Source organism: Sulfurirhabdus autotrophica (assembly GCF_004346685.1).
Lineage (GTDB): Bacteria > Pseudomonadota > Gammaproteobacteria > Burkholderiales > SMCO01 > Sulfurirhabdus > Sulfurirhabdus autotrophica.
The window spans coordinates 553784-571965 of record NZ_SMCO01000001.1; the positions used below are offsets into that span (position 1 = coordinate 553784).

Here is an 18182-nt window from a genome sequence, read left to right on the forward strand (position 1 = left end):
GGATTGCAATCAGATGTATTATTTTAATGACATAGCAAACAATTGCCAGACATTCAAAATGGTTCATCTGACAGAACTTATTAAACAACAAATATACTTAGAATGCTATCCGGTTTAATGTATCTGTTCCCTTTTCCCGCTTCCTGACTATTCAGCAGTTGTTACGTCTGATTCTTTTCCCCATCCGCCACCAAGCGCCTTAAACAGGTTAGCCAAAGCAACCTTGCTCGCAAGTTCAGCATCAGCTTTGGCCAATTCTGCCTGTAACAGGTTGCGCTCAACATCCAGAACCTCAAGTCGGCTAGAGATTCCTGCGTTGTAACGTAACTGAGCCTGACTCAATGCGCTTTCCAGTGCCTTTGAACGACTGCTTTGTGCGTTCAGTGATTCCTTTGATGCGGTCTGGGATGCCAGTGCGTCGCGTACATCCTTGAAAGCATTTGCAACTGCTTGACGGTATTGCGCGAGCGCCTGATCACGGCGCGCTTCTGAAATATCTACTCCCAATCCGATTCTGTTTGCATTCCAGATCGGTTGAGTAAGAATAGCAGCAAACTGAAAAATACCTGCAGGCCCAGTAAACAGGTTTGAGAATGAAGTACTCTCGCTACCCAAATAAGCTGTGAGACCCACCGAGGGGAAATACTGGGCACGTGCTGCGCCGATGCGCGCATTTGCAGCAATCAATTTTTGTTCTGCTTCAGCCAGATCAGGACGACGCAGCAGCAACTCAGAGGGCAAACCCGCTGGCACGATCACTTCCTGAACTGCGGCAGGCTTGCCGAGCACCACATTTCCTGACAGGATATCCCGAGGTGATCGCCCTGACAGCATAGCAAGCAAGCTTTCTGCTTTTACGCGGCTTTCTGTTAATGCTGCCAGTTGAGCACGAATATTGGCTTCTTCAGCAACGGTTTGATACAGCTCATATTCTGATATTGAACCAGACTCCAGGCGCTTGCGGTTCAATGCCAGTGTTTCTGAACGCGTTGCCAAAGTGCGACGTGCTATTGCTTCCTGTGCGTCTGCGGCAATAAGCGCAAAATACTGTTGCGCTATCTGCGCTGTCAGTGAAAGACGCACAGCTTCTCTTGCAGATTCGGCTGACAGAAGATCAGCACGCGCTGCCTCGCTGGCCCGGCTATATTTACCCCATAAATCCACTTCGTAACTGGCGTCAAGTGTTGCGCGATAGCTATTTTGTGTACGGGAAAGATCAGCCGGGCGAGGAAATGATCCTCTGAGCGTACTTTGAGTGCGGTTGACACCAATACTTGCTGAAACAGAAGGATAACGATCCGCATCTGTGAGACCTGCCTGCGCCCGGGCTTCCAGCACTCGCGCTGCAGCAACCTGCACATCAGCGTTGTTAAGCAGTGCTTCGTCGATCAGTTTATCCAGCACCGGATCAGCATAAAGCGACCACCAGCGTTTACCGGCAACATCTGCTGATTTGGCAGGTCCTGTCTGCGCTGACCACTGCTGAGGCAAGTCGATGTCCGGACGTTGATAATCCGGGCCTGTGGCGCAACCCGAAACAATCAGGACTGCCAGTAAAGAGGGCAGTACTTTATTCATGATTTTCTCCCAGAGATTCATCTTTTTTAGCGCGCTCAACCAGCTGTTCGTGAGTTTTAGCATGGGTTGCTTCAACTTCTGTAAACAATTCACTGGTGCTGCGTTTTTCTGTCAATTTCCGGTCAAGTATCAGTCTAAAAAACAGCGGAACGAAGAAAATAGCCAGGAACGTGGCCGCAAGCATACCCCCCATAACGCCCGTCCCCACAGCTTGACGGGCGCCTGCTCCTGCGCCAACCGATATTGCAAGTGGCAAGACACCCAGAATAAATGCCAGAGAAGTCATCAAAATCGGGCGAAACCGGAGTCTTGCTGCTTCGATTGCAGCGGCTGCAGCACTCATCCCTTCCTGATGTTTGTAGATGGCATATTCCACAATCAGAATGGCATTTTTTGCCGCTAGCCCGAGTAAAGTGATCAGCCCGATCTGAAAATAAACATCGTTATTCATGCCGCGCAACCACACTGCTGCGAGCGCACCAAACGTGCCGAACGGTAACGCCAGCAACACGGCTAGCGGAAGCGACCAGCGTTCGTACTGGGCTGCAAGAATCAGGAATACCATCATTGCACCCAAGCCTAAAGCAAGACCCGACGTACCGCCTGAACGTTGTTCCTGATACGAAGCACCGCCCCAGTCATAGCTGAAATCCGGCGGAAGTTCAGCCTTGGCGATTCGCTCTACTTCTGCAATTGCCTGACCAGAAGAAACGCCTGCCCCACCACTGCCAATAATTTTTACGGAAGGTAGGTTATTAAATCGTTCCAGTGTTTCTGGACCAGTGGTCTGACGTATATGCGCCAGTGCAGAGAGCGGCACCATTTGCCCACGATCCGAGCGGACATAGATACTGCCAATATCACCGGGGCGCTGACGGAATTGCGGTTCTGCCGACATCAGTACCTGCCAGGCACGACCATATTTATTGAAGTCATTCACGTAATATGTGCCCAGACTGGCTGCCAAGGTATCAAACAGACTATCAATTGGAACACCCAGTGCTTTGGCCTTTTCGCGGTCCACATCCACATCAAGTTGAGGTGCATTGGCGCGCCACAACGAAGCAATGCCTGTGAGTTCCGGGTCCTGGCGCAATTTTCCGATAAACTGTTCACTTACCTCAGCCAATCGCTTGGCCCCTCCATCTCCGCGGTTCTGTAAATAAAACTCAAAACCACCTGACGTCCCTAGCCCGAAAATTGCAGGCGGGTTAAACGCCAGCACTAACGCTTCTTTAATGTGAGCCGTTTTCATGAACAGTTCGCCTACCAGCGCCTTAGCAGGAACATTGCGTTCATCCCAGTGCTTCAGCGTGACGAAAAAAGTTGCTGCATTGTTTTTAAAACTACCGCCGATAAAATCAAAACCGGTAAAAACAATGGAATTCGCCACATTGGGATTTTGCCGGATAATAGCGTCTACCTCTTTCACTACTTTGTCCGTACGTTCCAGCGAAGCACCATCCGGCAGATACACAGCCGTAATGTAATAGCCCTGATCTTCATCCGGAACGAGACTACCCGGCGTAACCTTCCATAGCCCGATAGCAAGAACAACCATACCGGCAAAAAGCAGCAATCCGATGGTTCCCCGACGGATAAGCCAGGCCACACCAGCCGTATAACGCTTGGTGACACGTCCAAACCAGCGATTAAAAGCTGCAAAGAATCGGTTTTCGGCCTTGTGCTCATGTTTAAGAATCAGTACACACAAAGCCGGTGTCAGCGTTAAAGCCACAATGCCGGAGATCACCACTGCAATTGACAGCGTCACCGCGAACTGGCGATACAATTCACCGCTTAACCCGCCCAAAAATGCCACCGGAACAAACACGGCACACAGTACCAGCACGATGGCAATGACCGGCCCGGTCACCTCGCGCATTGCCTGAATCGCCGCAGCCTTGGCAGAAAAACCTTCTTCACGCATGATGCGTTCAACGTTTTCAAGCACGACGATAGCGTCGTCTACCACAATACCAATCGCTAAAACCATGCCAAATAACGTCAGGGTATTAATGGAATACCCAAACATCAAAAGTCCGGCAAAAGTGCCGATCAACGATACAGGTACAGCCAGAGTAGGAATCAGGGTTGCACGCCAGTTTTGCAAGAACAGAAAAACCACGAGAAACACCAGCACCATTGCTTCGCCGAGGGTTTTCAGCACTTCACGGATGGACACTTTAACGAAATCAGTCGTATCGTAAGGAATCGCGTAAGTCAGACCATCCGGGAAGCGAGCAGCAAGTGTCGTCATGGTTTTTTTGACGTCATTTGCTACATCCAGCGCATTGGCGCCCGGCTGAAGAAAAATTCCCACCAGTGTCGCAGGCTGACCGTTACGGCGGCCTATAAAACCATAGTCCTGCGCACCAAGCTCGATTCTAGCGACTTCTTTCAAACGCAGCAGTGAGCCATTTGCATTAGCCCGCACCACAATATTCTCAAACTCGGATACGTCGGCGAGCCTGCCTTTGGTATTCACAGTAAGAGAGAGTTCTTGCCCGCTAGCAGTTGGCGGCTGTCCAATGCGCCCTACTGCGTACTGAGCATTTTGCTCATTGATTGCGCGCACCAGATCTGCAGTAGTCAGTTTCAATTGCGCCAGCCGATCCGGCTTGATCCACACGCGCATGGCGTAATCTTTCGCACCAAAAATCTGTACGTTCGCCGTGCCTGGTACGCGCTTAAGCACGTCCAGCACATTCAGCGTAACGTAATTACTGGTGTAAAGATCATCGTAACGACCATCGGGTGAAGTAAATGCAAGCACCTGAAGGAAAGAAGACGAGGCTTTTACAACCTGGATACCCTGCCGCCTCACTTCAAGCGGAAGGCGTGCCTCGGCTTGTTTTACCCGATTGTTGACGTTGATCACGGCCTGATCAATATCAGTCCCGATTTCGAAAGTAATTTTGATCTCAACCCGGCCACTGGAAGCAGAAGTTGAGTTCATATACAGCATCCCTTCCACACCATTGATCTGAGTTTCCAGCGATGCCGCGACTGTTTTTTCCAGCACTTCGGCAGAGGCGCCTGGATAAGTTGCAGCAACCTGAACCACTGGCGGCGCAATTTCAGGATATTGCGCTATTGGCAAACTGCGCATTGCCGCCAAGCCGGCAATCACAATGAAAAGTGAAATTACCGCCGCAAAGATCGGACGATTTATAAAAAATCTGGAGAACATTAATTATCCTCCTTTCTTGACTGCAGGTTGCGCTTCACTTGCCGGCGCTGACGTTTTAGGTGCAGTATCAATCTTCACTGGCGCACCCGGACCAAGCTTCAGCAAGCCATCCACAATCACTTGATCACCCGCTTTAAGACCTTTGGTGACGATAACATCCTGACCGTTCCACTCCCCTGCATCCACATTACGCATTTCGGCTTTGCTGTCTTTGTCTACGACAAATACGAACTTTCCCTGAGGTCCTTCCAGCACTGCCCTCTGAGGAACTTTAAAAGCCCTTTCACGCATAGCTCCTTCAAGACGAACACGCACGAACTCCCCTGAATGTAACAAACCATCGGGATTGGGGATTTCAGCACGGGCTTCGCTGGTGCCGGTATCTTGTGAGATGCGTATATCATTAAAATCTGTCATACCGGTTTTCGCGTACTCGCTACCATCTGCAAGTGTTACCGTAACTTTGAATCGCCCACCTTGTGGCCAGCGTAACCTTCCAGCTTCTACTTCGTTATGCAGCTTTAGCCGCTCATTATCTGAAATGCCAAAAAGCACATGTGCAGGATTAACCTGCGTCACTGTAGTCAACAAAACATCAGGACCGGATACCAGCGAACCCTCCGATTTCAGCGCGCGACTGGTCACCCCACTAATCGGAGACTCAACCCGCGTCCATCCGAGATTCAGTTGCGCTTCTTTTGAACGTGCTTTTGCCGCCTGCAGATCTGCAGCGGCAATGGCTTCAGCCGATACTGCATCATCAAACTCTTTCTGGCTCACGGCCCGTGATTCGATCAGAGGTTTAATGCGCATTGCTTCGCGCTTGGCTTGAGCATAGCGTGCATCAGCAGCGGCTACATCTGCATCTGCCCGTGCCTGAGCGGCTGCAAAAGGCGCAGGGTCAATCGTAAATAAGGATTGCCCGGCTTTTACGGCAGCCCCTTCTGAATAATTTCGCTTCAACAAAATACCCGTCACCCTTGCACGGACTTCTACTTCGCGTGAGCCCTGAATTTGCGCTGTATACTCTTGCATAAGTGGCAGGGTTTCGGGTTGTACCGTGGTAATGGCAACTGATGCGGGCCCGCCAAACATACCCCCCGGACCTCCGGCTCCTTTGCCATCACCCTTACCGCATCCGGCGACCAATAACGCTGCCAGACCAGTGAGGATTAACGGTCTGATTGAAAAACGGGAATGGACTGAAAGCGGGTGAATCATGGTGTTTCTCCACATTAAAATTTGAAGTTACGAGCTGCGCCAACAAACACGTATAATGATTTTTACGTATGTTACATACATTCATGCATGTATGTAAAGTTTTTGCTATAATTTAAGTTGTTATATAAAAATAACCACAGGAAATCCATGGCAAGAAAAACCAAGGAACAGGCACAGGAAACCCGCAACACGATACTTGATGCAGCAGAGGCGGTATTCCAGGAACGTGGCGTAAGCAATACTTCGCTCGCTGAAATCGCCTCCGAAGCCGGAGTGACACGTGGTGCAATCTATTGGCATTTCGAAAACAAAACAGCGTTATTCGAGGCCATGATACAACGTGTATTTGATCCCCTTGAAGCCATGCTCGCCAACTTGCGGGCCCACGAATCAGAAAACCCTGTAGATGCTTTACGCGATATCGCTGTCTATTTCCTTGAACGAGTCGCCAGCGAACCACAGTTCTTGCGTGTTCTGGAAATCAGTTGGCACAAATGCGAATACGTCGGTGAAATGGCCACCATCCGTAACAACCATCTGGAGTGTGGAAACCGCTATTTGAGTATCAATGAAGCGGGTTTCAAACTGGCCTGCGAACGCGGCTTTTTGCCCCAATCCCTTGAACCACGGCAAGCCGCAGTGGGATTAATGTCCATAGTAGACGGATTAGTGGTTAACTGGACTCTGGACAACACATTGTTCCCGCTGGCCAGCTTTGGCCCTCCCATTGTCGATGCTTACCTGAGGGGCCTGAAAGAGCCACAATCCTTGCCAAAACAAAAAATCGTTCCGCCAAAACCTGCTCCAAAGAAAAAATAAACCCACAACGCTAATACTGAATCGACACCTTAAAACATTGCCTGTCTTCAGCAAACGTTAGCGGCCCCGTATAATTTTTACGAATTTCAACTTCAGATTCTGACTCCACACCAAAAGTGCGGTTCATTCGATGTGAAAGCACCAATTGCTTCACATTCGATTCACCTGCAATTTCACCTATTACTGAGGGTGGCATATGAAGATTACGCGCAACACCCGTCGCATTTTGTGGAATAGCATGATGGGCTACTAACAGATCAGCTCCCTTGGCTAACTTGGGCAAAGTATGATTATCGCCATTCATATCGCCACTAAAAACAAGTGAACGACCCGCAATATCAATTCGCCAGGCTAATGCAGGAATCGGGCCATGGTTCACCGGTACTGCAGTAATTTTATAGCCTTTTCCCTCCATCACTTGCTTCACATCCATACCCACTGCTGGTACGTTATGAGGTAGCAAGCTAAATGCTTCATCGCCAGCCAGGTAACCAGACCGATAGCGATACGCACCGGAGGGACTGGCAAACAAAGCTTCCACAAAAGCAATAGTATCTGGCATTACCTCATTGCCAGTTGGACCGAAAATGGGCAAACTTCTGGTTCGTTCAGTAAAAAATGCAGCTTTAATCAAAGTCGGCAAGTCCGCACTGTGATCTACATGCAAATGTGTCAGTAATACTACGTCCAGATCCTCGATGCGTGCACCACTCTGCTCATAACGCAACATGCTGCCGGGCCCCATATCAACCAAAATACGCGCATGACCATCCTGCCACACCAGATAACCGCTGGAAGCGCGCTGATCTGTCATCTCCGGACCTCCAGAGCCTAGCACTTGCATCCATACTCCGTCGCTACCGCAGCGTTGTGCTGCATGAGTTTGGAATGCGGCAACTAGCAACAAGCAGGTAACAGTAAAGCGTACGGTACGTTGCATATTATGAGTTAGCCTGACTAAATTTTGCTAAATTTGAACACAGAAGGATTCTCACTTCGTGTTGCCTCCCTTTGATTCAAACTTAACTAAACAACCACCGGCTAAAGCCGGTGGGTTTGAATTACGGACTGAAAGTCCGGATACGCGTCGCCTGAACGACGCGTCTTAATCGGGTTCCATTTTGAAATCATCATTCGGTCTCGGCTCAAAGTGATGTTCCAAATACTGCTCAATCATTTCTTCCGTCATCTGGCCTACCGTGGCACAAAAGTACCCTCTTGCCCAAAAGTGCCTGCCCCAATATTTCTTTTTCAGGTGTGGAAACTCTTCGAACAGCTTGCTCGATGTGCGCCCCTTGATCCGCCTCATAATCTCGCTTGGCGCCATGGTCGATGGGCAACTAGCCAGAATGTGCACATGATCCTTGCTCACCACTCCTTTTACTATCCTGATCTCAAAGGCTTCGCAGGTCTCTCGCACCAACTCCCGAATTCGCTCCGCAATCTCTCCTCTCAGCACTTTGTAACGGTACTTCGTCACCCATACAAAGTGATACTCAATTTGAAAAACCGTATGGCTACCATATCTGCATTCCATGACGCACCTCCCTTCATGCGGCATATTATCGCAGCTAAAGCTGACCGGCTAAAGCCGGTGGTTTAAACCTTATGATGGAAAATTAATCGATGATTAAAGTTTAAGCCCATATTAAATATATGACAACGATATATTGACTTCTGAATGATATTTTTAATGTTTCAACGTTTTGACAAGCGCAATTTTTCGATCTCGGATTCCAGCGTTTCGATGCGTTTGTCGCGCATTACCAGTGCGGTTTTAACGTCAGCAGCGTCAAAACGATGTGGGATGTGCTGAGGGCAATTTTCATCCCATGCAACAACATTTATAATAATAATTTGTTCGGCGCGCGCCTTGTAACCTGGGGGCATCATAAGCGCGACCAAATTTTCATCTGCTTCGACCACCTTTGACTCACCCCAGATTTTCACACGCCGCCTTTGACTATAATCGATTAGAAAAAGATGAGATTTAGGATTTTCAGCGAGATTGCCTGCTGTAATAAACTGACGATTACCCGAATAATCTACAAAGCCGACAGTATGATCATCGAGTACATGCAAGAAACCTGCCGGGCCCCCACGATGCTGGATATATGGTTGCCCTTCAGCATTTGCCGTTGCTAAGAAAACACTCGTCTGCGCCGCGATAAAGACTTTAAGGTCAGGGGTAATTCTGGTTTCCCACGAGCCTGATTGTTCCATTCGTGCATAGGCGTGCCGAGAATTTTTTCGGGTCTGTATTGCTTTTACGGAATCAGTGAAAGCAATATCGCTTGAGTAGCGTCTTAAAGCATCCTTCATGATGGCTATAACCCTAGATCGCTTAATGAAGCATGGTCATCCGGACGTCGCCCTGCCGGCCATAAATATTTTCGTTCGCTTTCTTTGATCAGCATGTCGTTAATGCTCGCAATGCGCAATCTCATCAAGCCATGTTCATCAAATTCCCAGTTCTCATTGCCGTAACTTCGGAACCATTGATTGCTGTCATCGTGCCACTCATAGGCAAATCTAACTGCAATGCGGTTCTCGTGAAAAGCCCAAAGCTCTTTTATCAGCCGGTAGTCCAATTCTCTGTTCCACTTGCGATTCAAAAATGCCTCGATGGCTTCACGCCCCTGTAAAAACTCTGCCCGATTTCGCCATTGGCTGTCGGACGTGTACGCAAGCACAACACGTTTGGGGTCACGGCTGTTCCAGGCATCTTCAGCCATGCGTACTTTTTGCACAGCTGTTTCATGGGTAAAAGGCGGCAAAGGGGGGCGATCAGATTCGGGTTTATTTGTCATGATGTGACTCCACTATTTCTTTTACAAAGTTTAAAAACGGGGCCAAAGCGGTACGCTCTGCCCCCGTTCTGGCTTACCAACACTCAAGCTGCCAGCCTCGCGGTAACCTTGGGAAAATCAATATCGGTCTGTGCAACATTGTTAACATAGTTCGTCAGAACGTTCAGTGCCACTGAAACAACGATTTCAATCACACTGGCTTCGTCGAAACCAGCATCAAGTACCGTAGCCAGATCATGGTCGGAAACGCGGCCTCGAGTCTCGGCTACTCGTCGAGCAAAGCGCAACGCCGCATGTGTATGCCCGTCATGGGAAAAAACATCACGAGCTGACTGGATCTCACTATCGCTAAGTTTAGCAACATTTCGGCTAAGGTAATCGTGTGCCGACAGGCAATAGTCGCAGCCGTTAAACTCGGCCACTGCCATGGCAATCAACTCACGCAATTGTACGTTAAGTTTACCCTTGGCGAGTGCGCCGTTGAGCGACAGGTAGCCTTCCAGCGCGGCTGGACTGTGCCCCACCAATTTCATCAGGTTAGGTACAACGCCCAATTGTTTTTCAACAGCAGCCAACAGTGGCCTTGAAGCATCAATGGATTGCTCTAATGTTGGAATACTAATGCGAGACATGATGAAACTCCTTTTAGTCATAGTTTGATATTTACCGAATCCGCTAACGTTATGCGAATGAGCAAATGGTATTTGATTCTTTTAACAGATAGAATATCCATAAATCACAAGTCACTATTTCGATAAATGGAATAATATGGATAGACTTCATCTGATCAATGTCTTCGTAGCTGTAGTAGAAACCAACGGTTTTGCCGGTGCGGCCCGTAAACTCAACATTTCACCACCCGCTGTTACCCGTGCCATTAATACGCTTGAGAGCCAACTTGGCGTACGCCTGTTAACGCGCACGACACGTGTGGTACGCGTGACAGATGCTGGTGCACGCTATGCGCAGGATTGTCGTCGTATTATTGCAGAACTGGCAGATGCCGATGAATCAGTCAGCGGCATGCACAGCGCCCCACGTGGGCGACTTACACTCACGGCCCCGGTTCTTTTCGGTGCGAAGTATGTGACACCTATTGTTACAGAGTATTTGCAACGCCACCCCGAAGTAAGTGCTGCATGCTTATTCCTGGACCGGGTGGTCAATATGCTGGACGAGGGAATGGAAGTGGCCATTCGTATCGGCGAACTGCCCGATTCATCTATGCAGACGATAAGAGTAGGTCAGGTGCGACGCATGATCTGTGCCGCCCCCAGCTATCTGGAACAGCATGGCATTCCGCAAAACCCCGATGACTTGACAGCGCACAGCATTATTTCTGTCAGTGGCATAACACCAACGCCCGAGTGGCGGCTGATGGTGAATGGTGTATCCCGCAGCATCAAGCTACAGCCGCGCATAGCAACCACTACCAACGATTCCGCAGTAACTGCTGCAGTGAGTGGTTTTGGACTCACACAGCTATTATCCTATCAGGTCGCCCCACAATTACGCGAAGGAACTCTCCAGACCGTTCTAAGCGAATTTGAGCCCTCCCCACTACCTGTGCATGTTTTGCACCATGAAGGCAGGCACGCATCACAAAGAGTGAGAGCATTTCTGGATCTCGCTATTGAGCGTTTGCGAGCAGATTCAGCTCTTAACTAAAACTGATCCAACAGGAACGGCACACACAGACTCATGGATGGTGGTGATGATTCATATGCCCCATAAAAGGCATGGTTTCCTTGGGAACCACAACAAATGAACGCATCATTTCCGTATCTTCATGCTCCAGAATATGGCAATGATACATATAACGCCCAGCATGTTTATTGAATTGTGCTGCCACTATGACCATTTCTGCCGAAATGATTTTATCGTTGGCATCCCGTTCACCCGGGTTAACACGGACGGTATCTTTCCAGCCCGCTTCGTTATCATCTATACCCACATCAACAGGCGGCTTGGTGAAGGTAAAATTAAACTTCGCATTATCTATCGGGTTACTTGCCTTTGTCGCAGCATATCTCTTACGTTTAATAGGCTGAAACTGCACAAGATGGATATGAAATGGATGCGTATCCGGACTCAGATTAATTACCTTCCAAAGCTGCCAAGAGCCTTTTACAATAAAAATGCTGGTCATATCGTTAAACCGCTTGGCAACGGTGACATAGGTCACCGGGTCATCGGTCAGTTTGAGCTTTATTCCGGCACGAATTTTTTTTGTAGCATCAGCAGGGTCAGACACTTTTATGTTGTACATATTCATGCCCATTTTATCTGCGTCTTCCTCCTTCATCATTTCATGAAGAAACAGCATGGTTTTGATCTTCGTCTGGCCGGTATCCGGATCAACTTCTGCTACATCTTCTTCCCTGAGCACAATGAGGTTGTGTCCATGATCTGCGGGGTACACATTGTGATTGGCTGGCAGGCGTTTGAATGCCGGGTCCAGTGACATATGTTCGATTGATTTTCCTTTAATGCCCGGTTGCATAAAATTACCATAAAAATCAAACCGCATCACTTGAGGGAACTCGCGAAACTCATCCCGATTTCCCGTATAAATTGCAGCATCACTCGTGACCGGCTCACCGTTAAATGGCGCAGCGGCGCTATTATAAACAACCACATGCTTAAACCCTTCTTTTGCCATCTGCCCGAAATCCAGTAACACATCAGCCCGCTCACCCGGCGAAAGAATCAGATTGCCATTAGGTAAGTCCACCGCTTTACCTAGCAGCCCGCCATCCGTGCCAATCTGCTGTACCTGGTAGTTTTGCAGTGTTTCGCGGCTGTTTTCGTCTGCGGTTTTCATTCCCATGAAATGCAAACGATACACTCTGGCGTTGGCGCCATTCACGATACGTAAACGATAAACCTGTTTCTTAACCATGGCACGAGGCCAAAGCTTGCCATTTACAATTGTTGCAGGCGGAAAACATTCACGCACACTGCTTTGTACTTTATGCAAAAAACGTCCGGTTAAATTACCCGTAGCTGTACCATCCACCGTTTCAAAATTACGGTCTTGCAGAATCAAGGGTAATTCAAATTCCCCCACAGGCAGACCAATTAATTGTTCTATCGGGTCACGTACCAGCCAGCCGCCAGCCAATCCGGCATACACATTAAACCGTGTCACTCCCATTGCGTGATCATGGTACCAATACATGGGTGCAGCCCCACCTTTATAACTTTCCTTAACAGGCTTTCCATTGGGTGTCTGCGGCGGATGTTCCATCATGTAGGTTTCCCGGTCGCAGGTATATTGCATCTCCACATGCTCACCTTTTCCGATCACATTATCGGTCCAGCCATCGCTATCCGGATGGGTGGGCCCACCGTGCAGATGAACCACAGTCCAGGCATTCAGGCCTGTCACATTCATGGATTCTTCCTGATCAAGCGAGTCTGTAGAACTGGCTTCTGTTCCAGGGTCATTCATTGAACCACCTGCTGCATCATCTGACACAACATGCACGTAAGGAATATTGCCCGCGATCTTATTTACCACTGTGATCCTGACCTCTGATCCCGCATCCACCTCAATGGTTGGCCCCGGAAACTTCCCTTCATAACCCCAGATGGGCGTTGTTAACCCAAGCGCTGGATGGACTTCTACCTTATTCATCTTCTCGGTCAGGATAAGGTGTCCTGGAACACCATGATTCGGACGCATTTTTGCGCCAAACTTCAAAACAGAAGATGCATCAAACAAGCTGTGATTAGCATTTGCTGTAGAGGTTAAAGACTCCCATTTAACTGACATTTCCCCACTCCTGATGAAATATTTATATAAGAACCATCGTTATGACTAGAACCACCAATCTGTCTAGAAATTATTATTATAATTTTTAAGCTAATATCATATGCGTCATAAATGAAACATTCAATTGGGCAAATTTGCCCCTGTTATGGGGTGAAAATCACCCTGCTAGCAGAATCAGGTGGCGTTAACGAGTGTTTGAAAGACCGGGGAGAATGTGTTCGACTATTTATATTAGAAACGAGCTGATAATTTTTTCAAATAGAAGAAATAACATATTGAAAAAAATATGAAATTTTTCAATATTTGTAAAATAAGCAAAAAAAAATGCACCCAGCAGCTTCAAGCCGAAAAAGTTGTTTGATATGAAGTTTAAATACTGAAATACAGACGAAGATTTACGAGATACAGAACATCACCCTTTGCTACTGCTGGCTAACAGGGCCCTGCTCAACATAAATCAGCGAATCTGTAGCAAATCCCAATGCTTTTGCTTTAGCAACAAGCCTATCCAGCGTAGCCTGATCAAGCCGCGATTCTCGCGCCAGAATCCAGAGGTACCCTCGGTTTGGCCCAGCCACCATCGCGTAACGATACGCAGGATCTAGCACTAGCACGTTATAAGCACCATAAAACGGCCAGAAAAAAGACACCTCCAAGCTGCCTATGTCCGAAGCTCCCTGAAACCGGGCTACACCCTTTGCATCCTGCCAGGCATTTTTTACAGGACTGAACCCGCGATTAAGCACTTCTACCCGACCGTCTGGCAATTTGCGATAATCAGCCATCACATTGACCAGACCGCGCTCGAAGCTATGGTCTAGCCGGGCAATCTCATACCACCGGCCAAGATATTGATTTATGTTAAAACCAGAAACTGGGTGCAGGCCCTCTGGCACCCCGCTGCAACCTGAAAGCACAATAACAAGTACCAGCCAAAACCATTTCATGATTATTTCCTGATTCATTTAACACCCAATGCAACTTCTTGCTAAAAAATCAGTTCCCATCCGGAAACGCTAAAGAAGTTTAAAACTCAAAATAATAAAAGGGGCATAGCGTTGAGATACCCACAAACAACGTGGTTTTAATCGCAAAACAATGCCCCTGTTCAAAACAGGAAAACAATTTTTATATTATCGCGGCAACACCCGTGCATTCTGGCCACTGCCTTCAACACGTACATTCATTCCGGACCTTAAACGCGTATCTACCGGTTGCTCAATCGTCAATGTTCCGCCTGTGTTCATTCTTACGATTATCCGTTGTGCATCCTGCTTGCGTACTTTGCTCTCGGCATAGGTACCAGCCAATCCGCCCAGAACGGCACCCGCGATGGTTGCAGTACCGCTATCGCCAATTTCAGAACCAAGAATACCACCAGCAACAGCTCCCGCGGCAGTACCTACACCCAGTTTGTAGTTTTCATCTACCTGAATATACTCCAGCTTGGTTATTGTCCCGTAACGTTCAGTCTGACTTACAGGCGCATTACTGGTTTCACCATACCTGGTGCCACCCAGACTACCCATTTCGGCACATCCGCTAAAGAAGGCGGTGGTCACTACTAATGGCAATATAAAACGCAAATTCATGGTGTTTTTCTCCTCGTTATTAGTTTCTGTTTTTGATTATAGGAGATTACCCAGTATTTGCTACCCGGCGGGCAGAATCATAACTGCAATTGAAGTCATAATGGTCACCACAAACACCCAAAAATCAGGATCATGCAGATAGGATTGCAGGCGAAGGATTTGGCTTTTTCGTTTCATGACACTGGCTCCGTTTAAATTATTCATTTGTGTAGTATGCAGGCCATGAGGCTCATGAGATGAGCCAGTAAAATATTTATACTAATTTTCTCTCATACCCCTATCTTAAAAGCTCTACACTATTAGCTCATACCATGAGCCACAATCAGAAAAGATGGATAGAACAGAACGTTTTTACAAAATTGACCAAATGCTGAATGATCGCAAACTGGTTCCTATTAACGATTTTTTGTATGAGCTGAGCGTATCTCGCGCTACTTTCAAACGTGATCTGGAATACTTGCGAGACCGTCTGAATGCACCCATTGAGTGGAATCGAGTTGCTGGTGGCTACCGTTTTGGCACAGTGGAGAGCCACGCACCCAAGTATGGCTTGCCCGGTTTGTGGTTTAACGCTTCAGAAATTCACGCCCTGCTCACCATGCAACATTTGCTGGCCAATATTCAACCGGGGTTACTAGGCCCCCATATCCAACCCTTACAGAGTCGATTGAGTTTGTTGCTGGAGAGTGGTGATCACACAGCTACAGAAGTGCAGTCCAGAATCAAAATCCTGCATGCGACGGCCAGGCAGGTTGCACCTCAATATTTTGAGATTATCAGCCATGCACTACTTGCACGAAAACGTTTGCAGATTACCCATTACAGTCGTTCAAATGATGCAGAGACCGAGCGCGAAGTGTCACCGCAGCGCCTGGTATATTATCGCGACAATTGGTATCTGGATGCCTGGTGTCATTTACGCAGTGGACTGCGCAGTTTTTCTATCGATACAATCCGTCATGGCAGTATGTTGGATACCCCTGCAAAAGCAGTTTCTGCCAATATGCTGGATAAAATATTAGGGTCTGGTTATGGCATTTTCTCGGGCAAAGCAAAGCAAACAGCCTTGCTGCGATTTACACCTGAGCGCGCACGCTGGGTTGCAGCTGAATCCTGGCATCCAGAACAGCGCAGCAAATTTGAAAAGGATGGTTATTATGTGCTGGAAATTCCCTACAGTGACGACAGGGAACTGATCATGGATATACTAAAATACGGGCCAGATGTCACTGTAATAGGGCCAGATTCCCTACGGAAAAGAGTGAAAGAAGCGCTTACCAAAGCGCTTAAGCACTATTGAAATTTCAAAATAAAAACAGCTAAAAAAATTTACAGATTGGGAACCTGTTGCTGCGCGCACCCTGGCTGTGCTGCGTATTCGGAACCATCCACCCCAGTCATCAAAAGACTGGATTCCCAAGTTGATACTGTCAAACGTATCGTCCGATTACCGTCCTTGGCTTCATAGCTATACGCACTTGCTCGGGCCATCTTGTAACGACCGGCAATTTTCTGCTCCAGCGCCTTAACCGCTTCGGGAGAAAGAAAAGGTGAAAATTTCACCGTAATACTGCTGATACGAAAATATTTTTCTAAATTAGGACTGAGATTAGCGGGGTCGGCGAGCAGGTAAATAGAACCTTCTGAACCATTTTTATATTTTACATCCCGCAGATAAACAGAGGCCTCATTGATACGGCATACAGGTGCTTTCCTGTATTTAGCAACTTTTTTTAATTCTTCGCTTATTTTCAACTCAGGATGGTTTGCATCAGCGTCGCCAAGACAAACATCGCCAAGACAATATTTATTAGAAAGTCCAAAACCAAGTGGCTCGGCTGCCAGCACCTGGCCAGCAAAAATTAAACTGAGGAAAACAAAACCATATTGAATCTGTTTCATAATTAACCTGTAGATACGATTTCCCCTCTTGCATTCTTATAGTGTCTGTAGAGATTAGCACACTGTATCGAAACTGGTCATGGCTTAACTTACCAGATTCAATAATACTCCCAACAACACCCACTTATTGCAACACTTACGTTACTTTAACACCCATTACCTCACCCATTTTTACTGAGCCGGCAGGCGCCCAAGTTTGATTGAATTCCAGCAAACCATTCGGAAACAACATCACCACAGTCGAACCCAATAAAAAGCGCCCCATCTCATCGCCTTTTTTAAGCAGGATGTTTTGCTGATCGTATTGCCACTCTCTGACATTGCGCGTACGCGGCGGGTTCACCACGCCATGCCAGACTGTAGCCATACTGCCTACAATAGTTGCGCCCACTAACGTTAACACAAACGGCCCATGTTCCGTTTCGAATACGCATACCACACGTTCGTTGCGGGCAAACAAGCCCGGCACGCCGCGTGCGGTGGCTGGGTTAACTGAAAACAGTGCCCCTGGTACGTAAATCATACGGGTCAAACGTCCATCGCACGGCATATGTATGCGATGATAATCCCTTGGGCTAAGATAAAGCGTTGCAAATGTACCATCCTGAAATTGCGCTGCCAGATTACTGTCGCCCCCCACCAACGCGGTAGTGGAATAATTGTGTCCTTTAGCCTGAAATATCTGATCCTGCTCGATATTGCCAAACTGACTAATCGCACCATCTACCGGGCAAACAAAATCTGCTGCTGCCAGTGGTCGCGCATCGCTACGCAAAGGGCGCGTAAAAAACTCGTTAAAACTGGCAAAGCTAGCGATATCAGGGTTCGCCGCTTCAGCCATATTTACCCCATATCTACCCACAAACCACTTAATCAAACGGGTGGTGAAGCGCCCTGCTTTTGCATTGGCAATGTTTGCGCCAAATTCGGTGATGGCCTTTTTAGGCAGGAGATACTGCAACAAAACTGAGAAAAAATCGGACATGTTCAATGTAAATATCTAAATAATCGCAAGATTGTACCGATTTATGCGGGTTTGAGAAACTAGCGATCTGTTTTAATTCCCCAAAGAAATCTGTAAAAACACATTACATGGAGACACTATATCTAGTGTCACAAGATGACTTAAAAATTTGTTGCTGAGCTTAGAGAGGTTCATATTTCCGTGAAACCCGATTATTTATCGCTACTTATCATGGTACTAAAAAATAACCTAGTAAATTAATCAAGTATATCTATACTTAAATTCAACTGGATTTTCATTCACTCACCACTTCACCATTGTGACG

General features: G+C 47.6%; 16 protein-coding genes. 3 read left to right on the forward strand and 13 right to left on the reverse strand.

Annotation, left to right across the window (positions count from 1 at the left end):
- Positions 1–147 precede the first annotated feature (147 nt).
- From EDC63_RS02700 to EDC63_RS02710, 3 genes are read right to left on the reverse strand one after another with little or no spacing between them, the layout of a single operon-like run.
- On the reverse strand, positions 148–1578 hold the full coding sequence (locus tag EDC63_RS02700) for an efflux transporter outer membrane subunit (RefSeq protein ID WP_165922890.1): 1431 nt from the start codon (positions 1576–1578) through the stop codon (positions 148–150).
- Positions 1571–4771 (reverse strand): efflux RND transporter permease subunit, encoded by a 3201-nt coding sequence (locus tag EDC63_RS02705; protein ID WP_124947508.1) that lies wholly within the window; start codon positions 4769–4771, stop codon positions 1571–1573. The genes EDC63_RS02700 and EDC63_RS02705 overlap by 8 nt, the downstream gene beginning before the upstream one ends.
- Positions 4772–4774: 3 nt before the next feature.
- Entirely contained in the window at positions 4775–5992 is a 1218-nt protein-coding gene (locus EDC63_RS02710; RefSeq protein ID WP_132920877.1) for an efflux RND transporter periplasmic adaptor subunit, read from the reverse strand.
- Positions 5993–6139: 147 nt separating this feature from the next.
- Between EDC63_RS02710 and EDC63_RS02715 the strand changes: the two genes are divergently transcribed.
- Positions 6140–6811, forward strand: coding sequence for a TetR family transcriptional regulator (locus tag EDC63_RS02715; protein WP_124947507.1), 672 nt, complete (start codon positions 6140–6142; stop codon positions 6809–6811).
- 10 nt (positions 6812–6821) lie between these two features.
- Here the strand turns inward: EDC63_RS02715 and EDC63_RS02720 are convergent, their stop codons facing one another.
- From EDC63_RS02720 to EDC63_RS02740, 5 genes are all read right to left on the reverse strand, one after another.
- Positions 6822–7751 carry an MBL fold metallo-hydrolase gene (locus tag EDC63_RS02720; RefSeq protein ID WP_124947506.1) on the reverse strand — a complete coding sequence of 310 codons (930 nt, stop codon included), beginning with the start codon at positions 7749–7751 and terminating at the stop codon, positions 6822–6824.
- 165 nt (positions 7752–7916) lie between these two features.
- The gene (gene tnpA / locus EDC63_RS02725) at positions 7917–8348 is read right to left on the reverse strand and encodes an IS200/IS605 family transposase (RefSeq protein ID WP_132920878.1); all 432 of its coding nucleotides are present in this window, start codon (positions 8346–8348) and stop codon (positions 7917–7919) included.
- A 161-nt stretch (positions 8349–8509) separates the two neighbouring features.
- Positions 8510–9133 carry a pyridoxamine 5'-phosphate oxidase family protein gene (locus tag EDC63_RS02730; protein WP_124947504.1) on the reverse strand — a complete coding sequence of 208 codons (624 nt, stop codon included), beginning with the start codon at positions 9131–9133 and terminating at the stop codon, positions 8510–8512.
- A gap of 5 nt (positions 9134–9138) precedes the next feature.
- On the reverse strand, positions 9139–9621 hold the full coding sequence (locus tag EDC63_RS02735; protein ID WP_124947503.1) for a nuclear transport factor 2 family protein: 483 nt from the start codon (positions 9619–9621) through the stop codon (positions 9139–9141).
- Positions 9622–9704: 83 nt separating this feature from the next.
- Positions 9705–10253 carry a carboxymuconolactone decarboxylase family protein gene (locus tag EDC63_RS02740; protein WP_124947502.1) on the reverse strand — a complete coding sequence of 183 codons (549 nt, stop codon included), beginning with the start codon at positions 10251–10253 and terminating at the stop codon, positions 9705–9707.
- Positions 10254–10389: 136 nt separating this feature from the next.
- Between EDC63_RS02740 and EDC63_RS02745 the strand changes: the two genes are divergently transcribed.
- Positions 10390–11289 (forward strand): LysR family transcriptional regulator, encoded by a 900-nt coding sequence (locus tag EDC63_RS02745; RefSeq protein ID WP_124947501.1) that lies wholly within the window; start codon positions 10390–10392, stop codon positions 11287–11289.
- 31 nt (positions 11290–11320) lie between these two features.
- On the opposite strand, the gene EDC63_RS02750 is transcribed toward EDC63_RS02745, so the two are convergent.
- From EDC63_RS02750 to EDC63_RS02760, 3 genes are all read right to left on the reverse strand, one after another.
- A complete protein-coding gene (locus tag EDC63_RS02750; protein WP_124947500.1) occupies positions 11321–13399 on the reverse strand; it encodes a multicopper oxidase family protein in 2079 nt (692 codons plus the stop codon).
- Between the two features lie 422 nt (positions 13400–13821).
- Complete coding sequence (locus EDC63_RS02755) at positions 13822–14346, reverse strand: lipocalin family protein (protein WP_189836540.1); 525 nt, start codon at positions 14344–14346, stop codon at positions 13822–13824.
- Between the two features lie 186 nt (positions 14347–14532).
- The gene (locus EDC63_RS02760; RefSeq protein ID WP_124947499.1) at positions 14533–14991 is read right to left on the reverse strand and encodes an outer membrane lipoprotein; all 459 of its coding nucleotides are present in this window, start codon (positions 14989–14991) and stop codon (positions 14533–14535) included.
- A gap of 367 nt (positions 14992–15358) precedes the next feature.
- On the opposite strand from EDC63_RS02760, the gene EDC63_RS02765 reads away from it, so the two are divergent.
- Positions 15359–16291, forward strand: a complete 933-nt coding sequence (locus tag EDC63_RS02765; protein ID WP_223272268.1) for a helix-turn-helix transcriptional regulator — start codon at positions 15359–15361, stop codon at positions 16289–16291.
- Between the two features lie 29 nt (positions 16292–16320).
- Here EDC63_RS02765 and EDC63_RS02770 read toward each other — a convergent pair whose 3' ends face one another.
- Both EDC63_RS02770 and asd read right to left on the reverse strand, forming a co-directional pair.
- Positions 16321–16893 carry a hypothetical protein gene (locus tag EDC63_RS02770; RefSeq protein ID WP_124947497.1) on the reverse strand — a complete coding sequence of 191 codons (573 nt, stop codon included), beginning with the start codon at positions 16891–16893 and terminating at the stop codon, positions 16321–16323.
- 136 nt (positions 16894–17029) lie between these two features.
- Positions 17030–17878, reverse strand: coding sequence for an archaetidylserine decarboxylase (gene asd, locus EDC63_RS02775; protein WP_124947496.1), 849 nt, complete (start codon positions 17876–17878; stop codon positions 17030–17032).
- Positions 17879–18182 lie beyond the last annotated feature (304 nt).